Source organism: Streptomyces sp. NPDC037242, from assembly GCF_055604165.1.
Map to the genome: position 1 here is coordinate 19,350 of NZ_JBVJUY010000033.1, position 14,411 is coordinate 33,760.

The 14,411-nt window shown below is 72.9% G+C and carries 11 protein-coding genes; 1 reads left to right on the forward strand and 10 read right to left on the reverse strand.

From position 1 onward, the window contains the following. Positions 1 to 11: 11 nt before the first annotated feature. From ACZ7GJ_RS30585 to ACZ7GJ_RS30630, 10 genes are all read right to left on the reverse strand, one after another. Complete coding sequence (locus ACZ7GJ_RS30585) at positions 12 to 2,336, reverse strand: hypothetical protein (protein WP_470756144.1); 2,325 nt, start codon at positions 2,334 to 2,336, stop codon at positions 12 to 14. 47 nt (positions 2,337 to 2,383) lie between these two features. Beyond that, complete coding sequence (locus ACZ7GJ_RS30590) at positions 2,384 to 2,764, reverse strand: hypothetical protein (RefSeq protein ID WP_470756145.1); 381 nt, start codon at positions 2,762 to 2,764, stop codon at positions 2,384 to 2,386. Positions 2,765 to 2,849: 85 nt separating this feature from the next. Next, positions 2,850 to 4,076 carry a hypothetical protein gene (locus tag ACZ7GJ_RS30595; RefSeq protein WP_470756146.1) on the reverse strand — a complete coding sequence of 409 codons (1,227 nt, stop codon included), beginning with the start codon at positions 4,074 to 4,076 and terminating at the stop codon, positions 2,850 to 2,852. Continuing rightward, positions 4,076 to 4,510, reverse strand: a complete 435-nt coding sequence (locus ACZ7GJ_RS30600) for a hypothetical protein (RefSeq protein WP_470756147.1) — start codon at positions 4,508 to 4,510, stop codon at positions 4,076 to 4,078. The genes ACZ7GJ_RS30595 and ACZ7GJ_RS30600 overlap by 1 nt, the downstream gene beginning before the upstream one ends. A 59-nt stretch (positions 4,511 to 4,569) precedes the next feature. After that, positions 4,570 to 6,930, reverse strand: a complete 2,361-nt coding sequence (locus ACZ7GJ_RS30605; RefSeq protein ID WP_470756148.1) for a xanthine dehydrogenase family protein molybdopterin-binding subunit — start codon at positions 6,928 to 6,930, stop codon at positions 4,570 to 4,572. Then, positions 6,927 to 8,792: a 2Fe-2S iron-sulfur cluster-binding protein gene (locus ACZ7GJ_RS30610; protein ID WP_470756149.1), complete on the reverse strand. Its 1,866-nt coding sequence runs from the start codon at positions 8,790 to 8,792 to the stop codon at positions 6,927 to 6,929. The genes ACZ7GJ_RS30605 and ACZ7GJ_RS30610 overlap by 4 nt, the downstream gene beginning before the upstream one ends. Next, positions 8,789 to 9,664, reverse strand: coding sequence for an FAD binding domain-containing protein (locus ACZ7GJ_RS30615; RefSeq protein ID WP_470756150.1), 876 nt, complete (start codon positions 9,662 to 9,664; stop codon positions 8,789 to 8,791). Before ACZ7GJ_RS30615 ends, ACZ7GJ_RS30610 begins: the two co-directional genes overlap by 4 nt. A 272-nt stretch (positions 9,665 to 9,936) precedes the next feature. After that, the gene (locus ACZ7GJ_RS30620; RefSeq protein ID WP_470756151.1) at positions 9,937 to 11,589 is read right to left on the reverse strand and encodes a beta-N-acetylhexosaminidase; all 1,653 of its coding nucleotides are present in this window, start codon (positions 11,587 to 11,589) and stop codon (positions 9,937 to 9,939) included. Positions 11,590 to 11,767: 178 nt separating this feature from the next. Continuing rightward, positions 11,768 to 12,052 carry a DUF3039 domain-containing protein gene (locus tag ACZ7GJ_RS30625; RefSeq protein ID WP_280915257.1) on the reverse strand — a complete coding sequence of 95 codons (285 nt, stop codon included), beginning with the start codon at positions 12,050 to 12,052 and terminating at the stop codon, positions 11,768 to 11,770. 29 nt (positions 12,053 to 12,081) lie between these two features. Beyond that, on the reverse strand, positions 12,082 to 12,642 hold the full coding sequence (locus tag ACZ7GJ_RS30630; protein ID WP_470756152.1) for a YqgE/AlgH family protein: 561 nt from the start codon (positions 12,640 to 12,642) through the stop codon (positions 12,082 to 12,084). Positions 12,643 to 12,917: 275 nt separating this feature from the next. Between ACZ7GJ_RS30630 and murA the strand changes: the two genes are divergently transcribed. Beyond that, positions 12,918 to 14,261 (forward strand): UDP-N-acetylglucosamine 1-carboxyvinyltransferase, encoded by a 1,344-nt coding sequence (murA, locus tag ACZ7GJ_RS30635; RefSeq protein WP_365921561.1) that lies wholly within the window; start codon positions 12,918 to 12,920, stop codon positions 14,259 to 14,261. Positions 14,262 to 14,411 lie beyond the last annotated feature (150 nt).

The window sequence follows — 14,411 nt, forward strand, 5'->3', positions numbered from 1 at the left end:
TCCCATCACCGTCACCTGCCGGTTTCGGAATCGTGCCCCTGCTGGCGGGCCCGGGAGTTACCGGTCTGATAGCCGCCACGCATCGACTCGATGAAGTCATTGCCGAAGTTACTGTTGGGGTCGATGCGGTGGCGCACCAGGAAGTCCTGCATCGGAGCCTCCGCGCTGTGTTCGCCAGCCCGGTACATCGTCTTGTTGCTGTCGTGCGTCTGACCGTCGATCTTGTCCTCGTGCTTCTTCACGGCGCCGTCCGACCACTCGCCGACGACGTGTGACGCGGCTTGCTCCACCACTCCGCTGCCGACGTCCACCGCGAGCGGGACGGCGATCGCCGCCGCACCGGCCACCGCGGCCGTGGCCGGAAGGAAGGCCACACCGGCAGCCAATGCCGCGGTGGTGCCGAATTCGACCCATGCTGCCCGCTGCTCATGGGCCTTCTCGTACTTCTCGTGCAGTTCCTCGCCCTCAGCCTTGACCTGCTCGGCCCGGGACTCGTCAAGCATGCCCTGCACCTCGGCGGTGGTCCGGATCGTCGCGCGGGCCCGCCCCTCGTCGACCTGCCCGTGGTGGATGCCCTGGGCCTCCAGCACGCTGGAGGAGTAGATGCGCTCGGCCGTGGACAACGTGGCGTACGCATCCGGGTGCTGTCCCAGGGCGCTGAGGAGGTCCCGGGCCCCTTCGCGGTCGAACGACGCGTGTGCTTGGTGGTCGTTGGGTCCGGGAGCAAAGACGCTCTGCAGCTCCTTGCCGTCGATCGCGACATTCAGGTCGTCGATGTATCCGGCGGCCATGTTGCCGAGGCTGTCCGCGAGCGCCTCCTGCTCCTTGAGCAGGCCAGCATCCCCGCCGTATTTCGCAACAACGCCTTGCATGATCCTGGCTCCCTCCTCGCTTCGGGCCAGGACGGGCTTCGGGTCGTCCCAGGCGTGGCCCAGTGTGGCTGCTTCCAAGGCGTGGCCCAGGGCGTTTGGGGTGTAGGTGCGGGCCTTGGTGGAGTTGTCGGGGTTGGTGCCCTCGGTGTCGGGGGTGAAGTGGTACTTCTCGTGGGCGAAGAAGTCGAGGTAGCCGGTGATCGGCTGCTTGTCGGGGCCCCGGCCCAGGTCGGGCGGGCCCGGGCGCTCCGTGCCGTCGTGGGCGTAGGCGTGCGGCGGGCGCTGGGGGTCGAAGAACTGCCTTGCCGCGTCCGGGCTGTGGCCCAGGGCCTCCAGGAAGCTGACCACCGGGTCGTAGCCGGCGCCGTTGATGCCCGACGGGTTGAGCATGCTCCTGCCGTGGCCGCCGTTCAGGTGCCGGGTCCCGCCGAAGAGGTCCGGGTGCTTCGCGTGGAGCTGGGTGGCGTGTTCGGCGATGGGGAGCAGGAACTTCGGGTCGTAGTTCCCGTAGCGCATGATGCCGCCGAGCAACTGGTAGCCGTACGGCGGGTTCTGGTCGTACCTGGCCAGCGGGATGTGCTGGGTGCCGAGCCTGCGCAGCTCCTGCGCGAAGCTGTCGGGCAGGTGCGGTTCCGCCGCGGACGCGGTGGCGGTGGCGAGGTTGAGGCCGAGGTTCCGCTGGAGCTCCCGGACGTCCTTGAGGCGCTGCCCGTCGAGCTCGGCGTAGTCGTACGTGTCCGTGGACAGGCGGCCGAAGAATTCGAGCGCGCCCCTGGGGCCGAGGGACTCGTAGAACTTCGCGGAGAATTCAGGGACCTTGGCGTTGTCCGCCAGCAATTCGTTGAGCTCGATCAGCTCGCCGTGCGTGAGGAGGCGGCCCTTCCTGGCGAGGCCGCAGGCCCGGGCCGCCTGTTCGGCGTCGAGCCCGGCGTACCTGGGTGCGCCGAAGTTGTGGTCCTCGGTGACGTTCGCGCTGAGGGCGCGGGCCAGGGACTGGTCGGCGTCGGCGCACTCGTCGATGATCTTGTCGACCTTCGCCTGCCACAGCGGCCGGTTGACCCGGATCGACTCCTGGTAGTCGGGGTCGTGGCGCGCCGAGTACCTCTCCTCGTCGGTCGCGAGGGGCGTGGCCGACACGACGCCCTTGCCGTCGACGCGGAAGCCTGCGGCGGGGGCCTCCTGCTCGGTGATCCTGCGGAGCTTCTCGCGGGAGGACTTGAAGGTGGCGTGGCCCTCGGTGAGCACCCGGTGGATGCCCTTGGCTTCCTCGGCCGCGTCCTGGAACTCCTTGGCCGTCTTGTCGACCAACTGCCGTGCCACGCCGGCCGTGACCCCGCTCCACTCGGCCTTGTCGGACTTGGCCTTCATGCCGTTGCGGGCGGCTTCGGCCAGTCCTTCGAGCTTGGCGGCCAGCGCCTGCCAGTCGCTGACGGCGGTCTGGAGCTTGTCCACGGGTGCGTTCATCACGTTGTCGTATGTCAGCACGTCACATCACTTCACTTCACTTCACTTCACTTCAGCAGTGCGTCGATCTTGGAGGCGGCGAACTCCGCGTGAAGTCTCTTCTCTTCCTTCCTGTGGGAGGAGAGGGAGTAGTTCAGGCCGTTGGAGATGTTCGCGCAAGCAGCGACGAGGGTCTTCACCTGGCTCTCCCAGCGGGTGCCGGCCTTGAGCAAAGCGGCGCCGCTGGCGAAGTTCTCCCTGGAGAGTGCGCCCGCGGCCTCGGCGGTGGCGGTGGCGGCGTGCTTGCCGTCGGTGTGCAGCCGCTGGTGGAGCTTGAACGCCTCGCTGCCGATGGCTCCGATGTGGTCCTGGTTGAGCTCCAGGTCTGCGTTCGGCGTGGGGGTGGCGGCCGTGGTCCGTGCGGCGGACCATTCCTCGTCGAAGGACATCGCGTGCGCCTCTCCTTACGTTCCTTACGGGTTCAACGACGGGGAGGGCGACTTGGCTTCGGCCGCCACCGCCAGTCCGTTCCGCTCAGTCGATCACCGGCGGAACAACACGACGGCCGCCCTGCCAGGTCTCTTCGTCCTCGGCCGGACAGCCGGGGCGTTCGCCGCCCCGGAGCTCCTGCCGTCTCCTGGGCGCGTGAGCTCCCGCGCCGCCTCGCCCCATCACCGCCCCGCCCGGATTGCCGCGTACGAGGCCCGAGCCGCCCGGCGTGAACGGTCGGCCGCCAGTGGTCGAGCGACTGCCCGCACCCTGCTGGAGCCCTCCGCCGAACTGCGTGCCTTCGGAGCCGACGACGGTGCCGCGCGGGATTCCCGCACTCGGCACGCCGCCACTCACCACCGGGCGGCCGCCCACGATCCCCGCGTCCCGCAGAGGCGTGCCGCCGCCGGCCCTGCCGCCAGGAGCAGCCGCACCCGGGAATGCACCGCCATGGGTGAAGCCGCCGTCGTTGTTGACGGGAATCGCTGACGGTTGAGAGGTCACAGCCGAAGGCGCGGATGTGCCGGGCAACAACTCCCCGACGCCGGCGAGATAGACACCCGCGTCATCGTGATCCGGGATGTCCCGCGCTCTCACGTGCCCGAGTCCCTTGCTCGGCCCGGGCACGGTGGCGGCCACCGGGTGGGGCTCGACCACCACCCGGCCGGACTCGATCGGCCCGCTACCGCCAGTGCCGCCAGGAGCCGTAGCCCCAGAACCCGTCGGCACGAACACCCCCGGCAGAGGCGGGAACGTGGGGATCTCCGCGCGGCCGAGTTGCTGCGTCGACTGTTCGTACGCCTCCGCGAGCTTCTTCAGGCCCGCAGCCGCGCGCTCGTGGTCGCCCGTCAGCTTCGACCAGGCCTCGCGGCCGCGCCGCTGCGCGTCCGGGTCGTCGTGGAACGCGCGGGCCGCCTCGATGTCGGCCCTGAGCGCCGCCGCCGTCGCGGGGTCGTACGCGGGGACGCCGCCCGCGCCCCTGGCCTCGTACATCACCTGGCCCGCGCGGCTCATCCACTCGCCGCCCGCCGCGCTGTACTCGCCCAGCCGCAGCGTCGCGCTTCCCGCCCGGCCCGCCCAGTCCCGGAAGGCCTGGGCCGCCTCGCCCTCCCAGCCCCGGACCCGGTGGCTCTTGAGGGCCTCGCCGATCTCCTTGAACGTGGCCGCGGCCGTCGTCAACTGCGCGGCCCGCGATTCCACCGTCCCGGGGTCGAGCGCGGCGACCATGTTCCACAGCTGCCGGTGCGAGTACCCGTCGAACTGCGTCACCATCAGAGCCGGCCCCCCGCCGCGCTCCCGCCCGCACGCGCCAGCGGATCACGCTCCTCGACGTAGTCCTCCCGCGCCCGCCTCGCGAGGGCCGCCATCCGCCGCCTGGCCTCGTCGTCCATCGCGGCGAAGCCCCCGTCGGCCGACAGGATCGCGAGTCCCAGGGCCTCGATCTGCCCCGCCAGGGCCTTCGACAGGCCCCGTAATCGCTCCTGGACCGCGTGGTACGCCGTGAACAGCGCGTCCGCCTCCGCGAAGCCCACGCCCAAGGTGCCGGCCGGCAGGGTCACCTGGGCCAGTCGCCGGTCGCTCGCCGGGGATCCGTCGAGCTTCAGCAGCAGGTCGTCGATCGTCGTCCTGTAGTCCGTCAGCGACTCGAACTCGATCTCCAGCGCACGCAGGCGCGTCCCGTCCACTGCCGCTGCCCCTGCCACCATCGACGGCCTCCCCCGCTCGCACCGCTGATCACTCTAGCGAAGGGGACCGACACTCACCGTTACGAGCCGGGCGCCGCGACCGCCGCCGACGGCCGGATCGGGAGCCTGTTGACCGGGCGCCCCGTGGCCGCCCGGACCGCCGAGGCGATGGCCGCCGGGGAGGTCACCACCGGGACGGCGCTCGCCGCCTTGGCGCCGAACGGCGCCACCACGTCGCGCTCCTCCACCAGCTTGACGATGCGCACCGCCGGGGCGTCCAGCGAAGTCGGCAGGGCGTAGCCGGTCAGGTCGGGGTGGCGCACCAGCCCCGAAACCGTACGGAGGTTCTCCGTCAGGGCCGCGCCCACGCCCTGGACGACCCCGGCTTCGATACGGGCCTCCAGCTGGCGGGGGTTGAGCACGCGGCCGACGTCCTGTGCCACCGCCAGCTCGACCACGCGCACCGAGCCGAGCTCGATGTCCACGTCCACCACCGCGCGGATCGCACAGAAGGCCAGGCCCACGAAGGCGTCGCCCTGTCCGTCCCCGTCCAGCGGCTCGGTCGGGTGGGGGCGGCACTGGGCCGTCGCCCAGAGTTCCTTGCCCTCCATGGCCTCGGTCACCGTCATGGAGAAGGCCCCGTCGTACGAGGTGATGCGGCCGTCCGCGATCTGCAGGAGTTCCGTGGACATGCCCAGCTTGTGCGCCATCGGCTGGAGGAGCTGCGTACGGACCATCTTCGCGGCCCGCTCCACCGCACCGCCCGAGACCCACGTGTGGCGGCCGTGCGCCGACGGGCCCGCCGGGGGCTGGTCGGTGTCGACCGGGGCCATGACCACCTCGTCGACACCCAGGGTCTCCTGGACGATCTGGCGGGCCAGCGTGGAGAAGCCCTGGCCGGTGTCGACGGCCGCGCAGATGACCGTCGCCGCCCCGCCCACGACCTTGACCGTCGCCGTCGAGACCTCGTCCGTGCCCTCCGCGCCGAGCATGTGGACCATGCCCACGCCGTAGCCGACCCCGCGCCGCACCGCGCCCGGCTCCCCCGCGCCCTCCGGGCCGCCGGGGAGCAGCCACTCGTCCTCCGGGGTGTCCTTCGGGAGCGAGGGGAGCTCGAAGTCCCGTACCGCGCGCAGGAGTTCGGCGACCGGCGCGGGGCAGGTCACCGTCTGGCCCGTGGGCAGCAGGTCGCCCGTGGCCAGGACGTTTCGCATGCGCAGTTCCGCGCCGTCGAGGCCCAGGGCGGCCGCGAGCTTGTCCATCTGGCCCTCGTACGCGGCGCAGACCTGCATCGCGCCCTCGCCGCGGACGTGGCCCGACGGCGGGTTGTTCGTACGCACCGCCCAGCCCTCGACGAAGGCGTGCGGGACGACGTACGGGCCGCACGCGAACGCCACCGCCGCCGCGAGCGACTCCGAGGAGGCGTCGGCGTACGCGCCGGCGTCCATCAGGATCTGGGCCTCGACCTTGACCAGGCGGCCCTCGCCGTCCGCGTGGTGGCGGTAGCGCAGCAGCGTCGGGTGGCGGTGGGTGTGGCCGAGGAAGGACTCCTCGCGGGTGGCGGCGAGCTTCACCGGGCAGCCGGTACGCAGCGCCAACAGCCCGAGCGGCAGTTGGAACGCCGCGTCCTCGCGGTCGGCCGTCGCACCGGGCACGCCGGTCACGACGACCCGTACCCGGTCGGGCTCCAGCCCGAAGCACGCCGCGGCCAGATCGCGGTCGTTGTGCGGGTCGGTGGAGGCCGTGTAGATCTCCACGCCGCCGTCGGGCCGCGGGACGGCCAGCCCGGCCTCCGCGCCGATGGGCGCGGGATCCTGGCGGCCGATGCGGTAGAGGCCCTCGACGACGACCTCGCCGGTGGCCTCGGGGTCGCCGTAGCGCAGCGGGATGTGCCGGATCAGGTTGCCGTCGGGGTGCAGCGCGGGCGCCCCGAACGACTGCTCGGGGTCGGTCACCGCGTCCAGCAGCTCGTACTCGACCGCGATGGCGGCGGCCGCGAGCCGCGCCGTGTCGGGGTGGTCGGCGGCGACGGCGGCGATGGGCTCGCCGTGGTGGCGGACCACGTCGTGCGCGAACACCGGCCGGTCGGCGATGCGGCGGCCGTGCGTGGTGGCGCCGGGGACGTCGGCGTGGGTGACGACGGCGCGCACGCCGGGCATCTCGGCGGCGGCCGAGGTGTCGATGGACAGGATCCGGGCGTGGGCGTGCGGGGAGCGCAGCACGGCGGCCCACAGGAGGCCCTCGGCCCACAGGTCGGCGGCGTAGGGGAAGGTGCCCTCGGACTTGGCACGGGTGTCCGCGGCCGGGACGGAGACTCCGATCCCGCGCAGCACCTCCTGCTCCGAGGCCTGTGCCGCGGCCGCAGCGGCCGCCGGGGTGGCCACCACCGTGGTGGAGCCCCCTGCCGCGGCCGTCGTCGCCGTCGCGTCCTGCCCGCTCACGCCGTGCCTCCGTTGTGGCTGCCGTGGATGCCGCCCTCACCGGGCGGGGCCTGATGCGGAATGCGCGGTTCGGTCGCTGCTGCCGGCGCGGTCGCGTTCCCGGCGGCGGCCGCCTCGCGCCCGGCCACGACCTCCTGCACCGCATCGATGACGCCCTTGTAGCCGGAGCAGCGGCAGAGGTTCCCGCACAGGGCTTGGCGGGTCTCCAGCTCAGTGGGGGCGTGGTTGCCCTCCAGCAGGTCGTGGATGGTCATGGCCATGCCGGGCACGCAGAATCCGCACTGCACCGCACCCGACCTGCACAACGCCTGCTGCACGTCGGACAGTTCCCCGTCCGTCGCCAGACCCTCGACCGTGCGCACCTCGCTGCCCGCGGCCGTCGCCGCCGGGACGAGGCAGGAGGCGACCAGGCGCCCGTCGACCTGCACGGCGCAGGCGCCGCATTCGCCCTGCGAGCAGCCGTCCTTGGCGCCGGCGAGGCCGAGGCGCTCGCGCAGCACGTAGAGGAGGGACTCGCCGATCCAGGCGCCGGTGACGGGGCGGTCGGCGCCGTTGACGCGCAGCACGTAGGAGGCCAGCGGGTGCTCGTGATGGGCGACGGCCGCGGCTTCCGGTTCTTCTTCGTACGTCGGCCCGGCGTCGGGCGCCCCTTCGCCGGCGTCCCCCTCGCCCGCCGCGACAGCACGGTCGGCGGCGTCCTCACCCGGAGCGGGCTCGGCCTCGGCTCCGACCTCGGCCACCACCACGGCCTCGGCTTCGGCCTCGACCTGGGGCTCGACCCCGGCCACAGCCTCGGCCTCGGCTTCGGCCTCGGCCTCCACGGGCGGCACCACGAAGCCGTGCCCGTCGGTCGCCCCGGGCACCGCCCCGGCCACTGCGTCGGGCCCGGCCTCCGTCCCCGGATGCGGGCGCTCGCCCGTCGCCAGGGGCTCGGCGGGACCGTGGACGGCCTCGATGTCGTGCGGGGCCGGGCGCACCGGCTCCCCCTCCGGCTCCGGTCCGGGCAGCGGGGTGCCCACGCCGGGGCCGCCCAGCACGCGCGGCCCTCGGAACGGGGCGCCGGCCGCGGGAGCCCCGGGCAGCACGCCCGAGCTCAGCTCCGAGCCCTGGCCCCCGTCGAAGTCGGGGTGGCTCGCCCACGGGGCCGCCGCCCCGCCGGGCAGCGTCGCCGGGGCCTGGCTCCAGTCGGCCGCCAGGGCGCCCGTGCGGAACTCACCGGTGCTGAACTCGCCCGTGCGGAACTCACCGGTGTGGAACTCGCCCGTCTGGAACTCACCGGTGCGGAACTCACCCGTGTGGAACTCGCCCGTCGCGGCCTCGGGGAACCGCCACTCGGCGGTCGCCCCCGGGTCGACGTCCAGCGGGAGATCAGCTCCGGTACCCGGGACGGCACCCGCCCCGGACTCCGGCTCGCCGCCCACCGGCGCGTGCTCCACCGGGGCGTGCTCCACCGGCGCCACCTGCTCGGCGAACGCCGCCGCCACCGACGCCGGGATCGGCACCGACGCGGGGATCGGCCCGCGTACCGGAGCCGGAGCAGGAGCCGGCCCGGGCGCAGCCGCGGGCGCCGGGTCCGCGGGCGCCGCGGCCCCGGCCTCCGGCCACTGCACCGGAATCGTCCACGTCCCGGTAGCCGCCGGATCCGTGCTCGCGGAACCCAGCGGCACGATCATCGGCGGCGGCACGTACCCGTGTCCGGGGGCCGCCAGCGGCTCCCCGGTGTCGAGCGCGTCCAGCATGTCCTGCGGCAGCTTCACGAAGGCCGTCGCGTCGGAGTCGTACTCGCCGCCGTGCGGCACCGGCTCCCAGCCCCACGCGGGACCGCTGCCACCACTCACGTTCTCGATCTCGTTCTCACTCATGAGGTCAGCGCCCTCCCCAGGGCCCTCCGTGCCAGCACGGCCACCGTCCGCCGCAGATGCAGTACACCGGGAGCCACCGGTTCCCCCTGGTCGGGCACGCACGCGGCCGCGACGTACTCGCCGAAGGCCTCCAGCGCCTCCGGGGCCAGGCTCCGCTCCCCGTCCCAGTCGATCAACGACGCCACCCACTGCTCCGCTTCCAGCGGCCGCAGCGGCATCGGCGCGACCGCGCCGATCGCACAGCGCACACCCCGGCGCGCGGGATCCAGTACGAGCCCCACGGACGCCACCGCGCGCCCCGGCCCCGTACGCCCCGTGGCCTTCAGGAAGACCTGCGGCGCGTGCAGCAGCGGAACCCGTACGAAGCCGATCAGCTCGCCCGGCCGCAGCATCTCGCGGCCGGCCAGCAGGTGCGACACCGGGATCTCGCGGCTCGAACCGCCCGGCCCGACGATGAGGAGCACGGCCTCCAGCGCGGCCAGCACGGGCAGCGCGTCGCCCGTCGGCGCGGCCGTGGCGATGTTCCCGCCGAGCGTCCCGGCGTTGCGGATCTGCGGCGGCCCGGCGGCGCGCGCGGCGGCCGCCAGGGCCGGGATCAGGGCGGCGAAGTCGGGCCGCCCCATCCGGGCATGGGTGAGGCCCGCGCCGAGCAGTGCGTGCCCGTCCTGGTACTGCCAGCCACGGATCTCGTTGATCCGGCCCAGGCCCACCAGCGCGGCGGGCCGCAGCAGCCCGGCGTTGACGGCGGCCATGAGGTCGGTGCCGCCCGCTACGGGCACGGCGGCGGGCATGGCGGCGAGCGCCGCCACGGCCTCGTCGAGCGAGGCCGGCAGCGTCACGGACTGCGCCGCCTGCGGTGCGTGCGTGGTCAACCCAGCTGCCCCTTCCCGATGTCCCGGTCCCGGCGCTCACGCCTGTCCGCCGTACGGTACGTCCTCACCGCCGGGACGTGGCAACTCTGGCACATCTTCCAGGGCGCCCGGCGCGAGGGTCGGCCGGGGGGTTCCCGCTCCCGGTCCGGCCCCGGTCCGGCTCCCACCCCGGGCCCTCGCGCCGCCTTCGCCGGACCCCTCCCCTATCGCCCGTTTTCCCCCGTACAGGAGGAAAAGTGAACAGAGTTCCGGTTCCCGCCGCCCCGCACGTGTCACACGTTCGGGGGCGCACCCTCGATCGGGCGCCCGAGTACTCCGGGCCGCCGCTGCCACGGCAACGGCCCGCCCGGCGGCCGGTAGTCGACGCCGAGGGCGTCCAGGCGCCGGTAGTGCGCCCCCATCCTCGCCTCGAAGTCCGCGTAGTCGCGCTCCGCGGGCTCGGGCAGCTGTGACCACACGACCTCCGCGAAGGCCGCCAGCCGCGGGAACACCTGGTAGTCGACCCGGCTCTGGTTCTCCATCACCTCGGTCCACACGTTGGCCTGCGCCCCGAGTACGTGGGCCGCGGCCTGCGGCGAGAGCTTCGGCGGCACCGGCTCGAACCGGTACACGTCCTCCAGCGAGCGCACGTACCCGATCGGCATCGGCTCGTCGGCGCCGCCCGCCTGACGGTGGTCCAGGTACACCTGCTGCTCGGGGCACATGACCACGTCGTGGCCGGCCTCGGCGGCGGCGATCCCGCCCGCGTAGCCGCGCCACGACGAGACGGCGGCCCCCTCGGCCAGGCCGCCCTCCAGGATCTCGTCCCAGCCGATGAGCCTGCGCCCGCGCCCGGCCAGCCAGTTGTCGAAGTGCCGGATGAACCAGGACTGCAGTCCGTCCTCGCCGTCCACCCCCAGTTCACCGATGCGCTGCTGGGCGAGCGCCGACGCCTTCCACTGCGCCTTGGGGCACTCGTCGCCGCCGATGTGCACGAAGGGCGAGACCTCGGCCGGGAACAGCTCCAGCAGCTCCTCGAAGACCCCCTCGTAGAACCGCAGGACGGCCTCCGTGGGGGCGAGCACGTTCTCGTTGATCCCCCAGTCCTCCCACACCCCGAGCGCGGACGTGTCGACGACGTCCGTGTTGCCCAGCTCCGGGTACGCGGCGATGGCGGCCTGCGAATGCCCCGGTACGTCGATCTCGGGGACCACCCGCACGTGCCGTTCAGCGGCGTACGCGACGATCTCGCGGATGTCGTCCTGGCTGTAGAAGCCGCCGTGCGGGGTCTCGTTCCAGAGCGGCGAGGCCCGGTGCCCCCAGCGGCTGCGCGCCCGCCAGGCACCGACCTCGGTGAGCCTCGGGTAGCGCTTGATCTCGACCCGCCATCCCTGGTCGTCCGTCAGATGCAGGTGCAGCACGTTCAGCTTGTGCGCGGCGAGCAGGTCGATGTACCGCAGCACACCGTCCTTGGGCGTGAAGTGCCGGGCCACGTCGAGCATCATCCCGCGCCAGCCGAAGCGGGGGCCGTCCAGGAGGTCTCCCACCGGCAGCGTCCATGCGCGGCCCGGGGCCACCGGTGCGCGCCGGTACGCCTCGGGGCCGAGGAGCTGACGCAACGTCTGGGCGGCGTAGAAGAGCCCGGCGGGGTCGGCGCCTTCGAGCAGTACGCCGCCGTGCGTGACGTGCACCTCGTACGACTCCGCACCGACGCTGCCTGCGAGGTCGGGGCGCAGCTCGAGACGGATCACCGTGCGCCCCCCGTCCTCCTGCCCCGGTACCCGTGCGGGCAGTTCCCAGCCGGTGGCCGCGCCGAGCTCCCGGCGCAGCCAGCGCGCGGCGCCCCCGGTGCCGGGGCCGGCGGCGAGCACCGGGTCCTCCAGCGTGCAGACGCCGGCGACGTGGCCGAACCGCGCGTACCGCGGCTCCGGAATCAACTCGGGCATGGCCTCGACCCCTCCAGGTCCCGGCCGTTGCAGCATGCGCAACGGGCGTTTCACATGGCGCTTACGCCGCCGACCCTAGCCCGCCGCCCGGGCACGGCAAAGGCCCTCGGACGCGCACAGCGCATCCGAGGGCCTTGGTCCCGCCGGAGGGGGGCCGAACTACCGGAGGGGGGCCGGACTACTTGTCCTTGCCGCCCTTGTCCTTGTCCCCGCCCGAGCCCATGGACTCGTAGATCTCCTTGCACATGGGGCAGACCGGGTACTTCTTCGGGTCGCGGCCCGGCACCCAGACCTTGCCGCAGAGCGCGACGACGGGGGTTCCCCCGAGCGCGCTCTCCATGATCTTGTCCTTCTGGACGTAGTGGGCGAAGCGCTCGTGGTCGCCGTCGCCGTGGGACACCTGCGGCGTCGGCTCTACGAGGGTCCCCGTACCAGTCCCGCGCTCGGGCTCAAGAGTGCTCATACAGGCCAGGGTACCGATCCCCGGGCGGGTCAGTTCAGCGACGGGTCGTCCGGATAGGTGGCCACCATCGCCAGCTCGCTGCGCTGGCGCCGGAGCACCGCTCGCCACAGCCGCTGCGGGTCGGGGTACGACACGTCCCCGGGCTCGGAGTCCACGACGTACCAGGCTCCGCCGCCGAGCTCCTCCTCCAGCTGCCCCGGGCCCCAGCCGGAGTAGCCCGCGAAGATGCGCAGGCCGCCCAGCGCCGCCGCCAGCAGTTCCGGCGGGGCCTCCAGGTCGACCAGGCCGATCGCCCCGTGCACCCGGCGCCACCCGAGTGGCCCCTCCTCGCCCGGGATGACCGCCACGCCGAGCGCCGAGTCCAGTGCCACCGGGCCGCCCTGGAAGACCACGCCGGGGTCGCCGGCCAGCGGGGCCCACGGCAGCAGGATGTCGCCGACTCCCACGGGGGTGGGCCGGTTGAGGACGACGCCGAGCGAGCCCTGCTCGTCGTGGTCGAGCAGCAGCACCACCGCGCGGTCGAAGTTCGGGTCCGCGAGGGCGGGGGTGGCCACGAGCAGCCGCCCTGTGAGGGAGGACACCTCGGTCATGGCCACATGATCTCGCACATTCGCCCTTCAGGGGGAGTGGCCGGAGATATCGGGTTGTATGCAGCTCAGGGGCGCACGGCAGCAGTACGGAGCGCGCGCGGCCGGTTGCTCCGGCCCTGGGCGGAACGCGACACTCCGCCATGGGGCGGGCACCGAGGGTGTTGTGGCGAATTCATGACAGTCCTACGGCCACGTCAGCCATACAAACAGGGGGGTAGTGCCCCTTACCCTTTTCACTGGTCCCCCTGCCCACCCCTCTCCGGAACGCGAGATTCATGACCGGCATCAGCGACGATGTACTGCTTGTTCACGGCGGAACCCCGCTCGAGGGCGAGATCCGTGTCCGCGGCGCGAAGAACCTCGTACCGAAGGCGATGGTCGCGGCCCTGCTCGGCAGCGAGCCCAGCCGGCTGCGCAACGTTCCCGACATCCGTGACGTCCGGGTCGTGCGCGGGCTGCTCCAGCTGCACGGGGTGACGGTCCGCCCTGGCGACGAGCCGGGCGAGCTGGTCCTCGACCCCTCGCACGTCGAGAGCGCGAACGTCGCGGACATCGACGCCCACGCGGGTTCCTCGCGGATCCCGATCCTCTTCTGCGGCCCGCTGCTGCACCGCCTCGGCCACGCCTTCATCCCGGGCCTGGGCGGCTGCGACATCGGCGGCCGGCCGATCGACTTCCACTTCGAGGTGCTGCGCCAGTTCGGCGCGACCATCGAGAAGCGCGAGGGCGGCCAGTACCTGGAGGCCCCGCAGCGCCTGCGCGGCTGCAAGATCCGCCTGCCCTACCCGTCGGTCGGCTCGACCGAGCAGGTGCTGCTGACGGCCGTCCTGGCCGAGGGCGTCACCGAGCTCAGCAACGCCGCCGTCGAGCCGGAGATCGAGGACCTCATCTGCGTACTGCAGAAGATGGGCGCCATCATCTCCATGGACACCGACCGGACCATCCGGATCACGGGTGTCGACCGGCTGGGCGGCTACAACCACAAGGCGCTCCCGGACCGCCTGGAGGCCGCCTCCTGGGCTTCCGCGGCCCTGGCCACCGGCGGCAACATCTACGTGCGCGGCGCCCAGCAGCGCTCGATGATGACCTTCCTGAACACCTTCCGCCGGGTCGGCGGGGCGTTCGAGATCGACGACAACGGCATCCGCTTCTGGCACCCGGGCGGCCCGCTCAACGCCATCGCGCTGGAGACCGACGTCCACCCCGGCTTCCAGACCGACTGGCAGCAGCCGCTGGTCGTGGCGCTGACCCAGGCCACGGGCCTGTCGATCGTCCACGAGACGGTCTACGAGTCCCGCCTGGGCTTCACCTCCGCGCTCAACCAGATGGGTGCACACATCCAGCTCTACCGGGAGTGCCTGGGCGGCAGCGCCTGCCGCTTCGGGCAGCGCAACTTCCTGCACTCGGCGGTCGTCTCCGGCCCCACCAAGCTGCAGGGCGCCGACCTGGTCATCCCCGACCTGCGCGGCGGCTTCTCGTACCTGATCGCGGCGCTGGCCGCCGAGGGCACCTCGCGGGTCCACGGCATCGACCTGATCAACCGCGGCTACGAGAACTTCATGGAGAAGCTCGTGGAGCTCGGCGCCAAGGTCGAGCTGCCGAACGGCGACCTCGTCTGACATCCCGTCCGGGCCCCTCAGGGGGCCCGGACGCGCCGAAGGGCGGCCACCCCGCGGGGGTGGGGGCCTTTTCCTCTTTTGCTCGTTCCTCTTCCCTCCCCCTGGGGCGGTTGCGTCCCCCCCGCCTCGAGGGGAAGGTCTCCCTCCTTG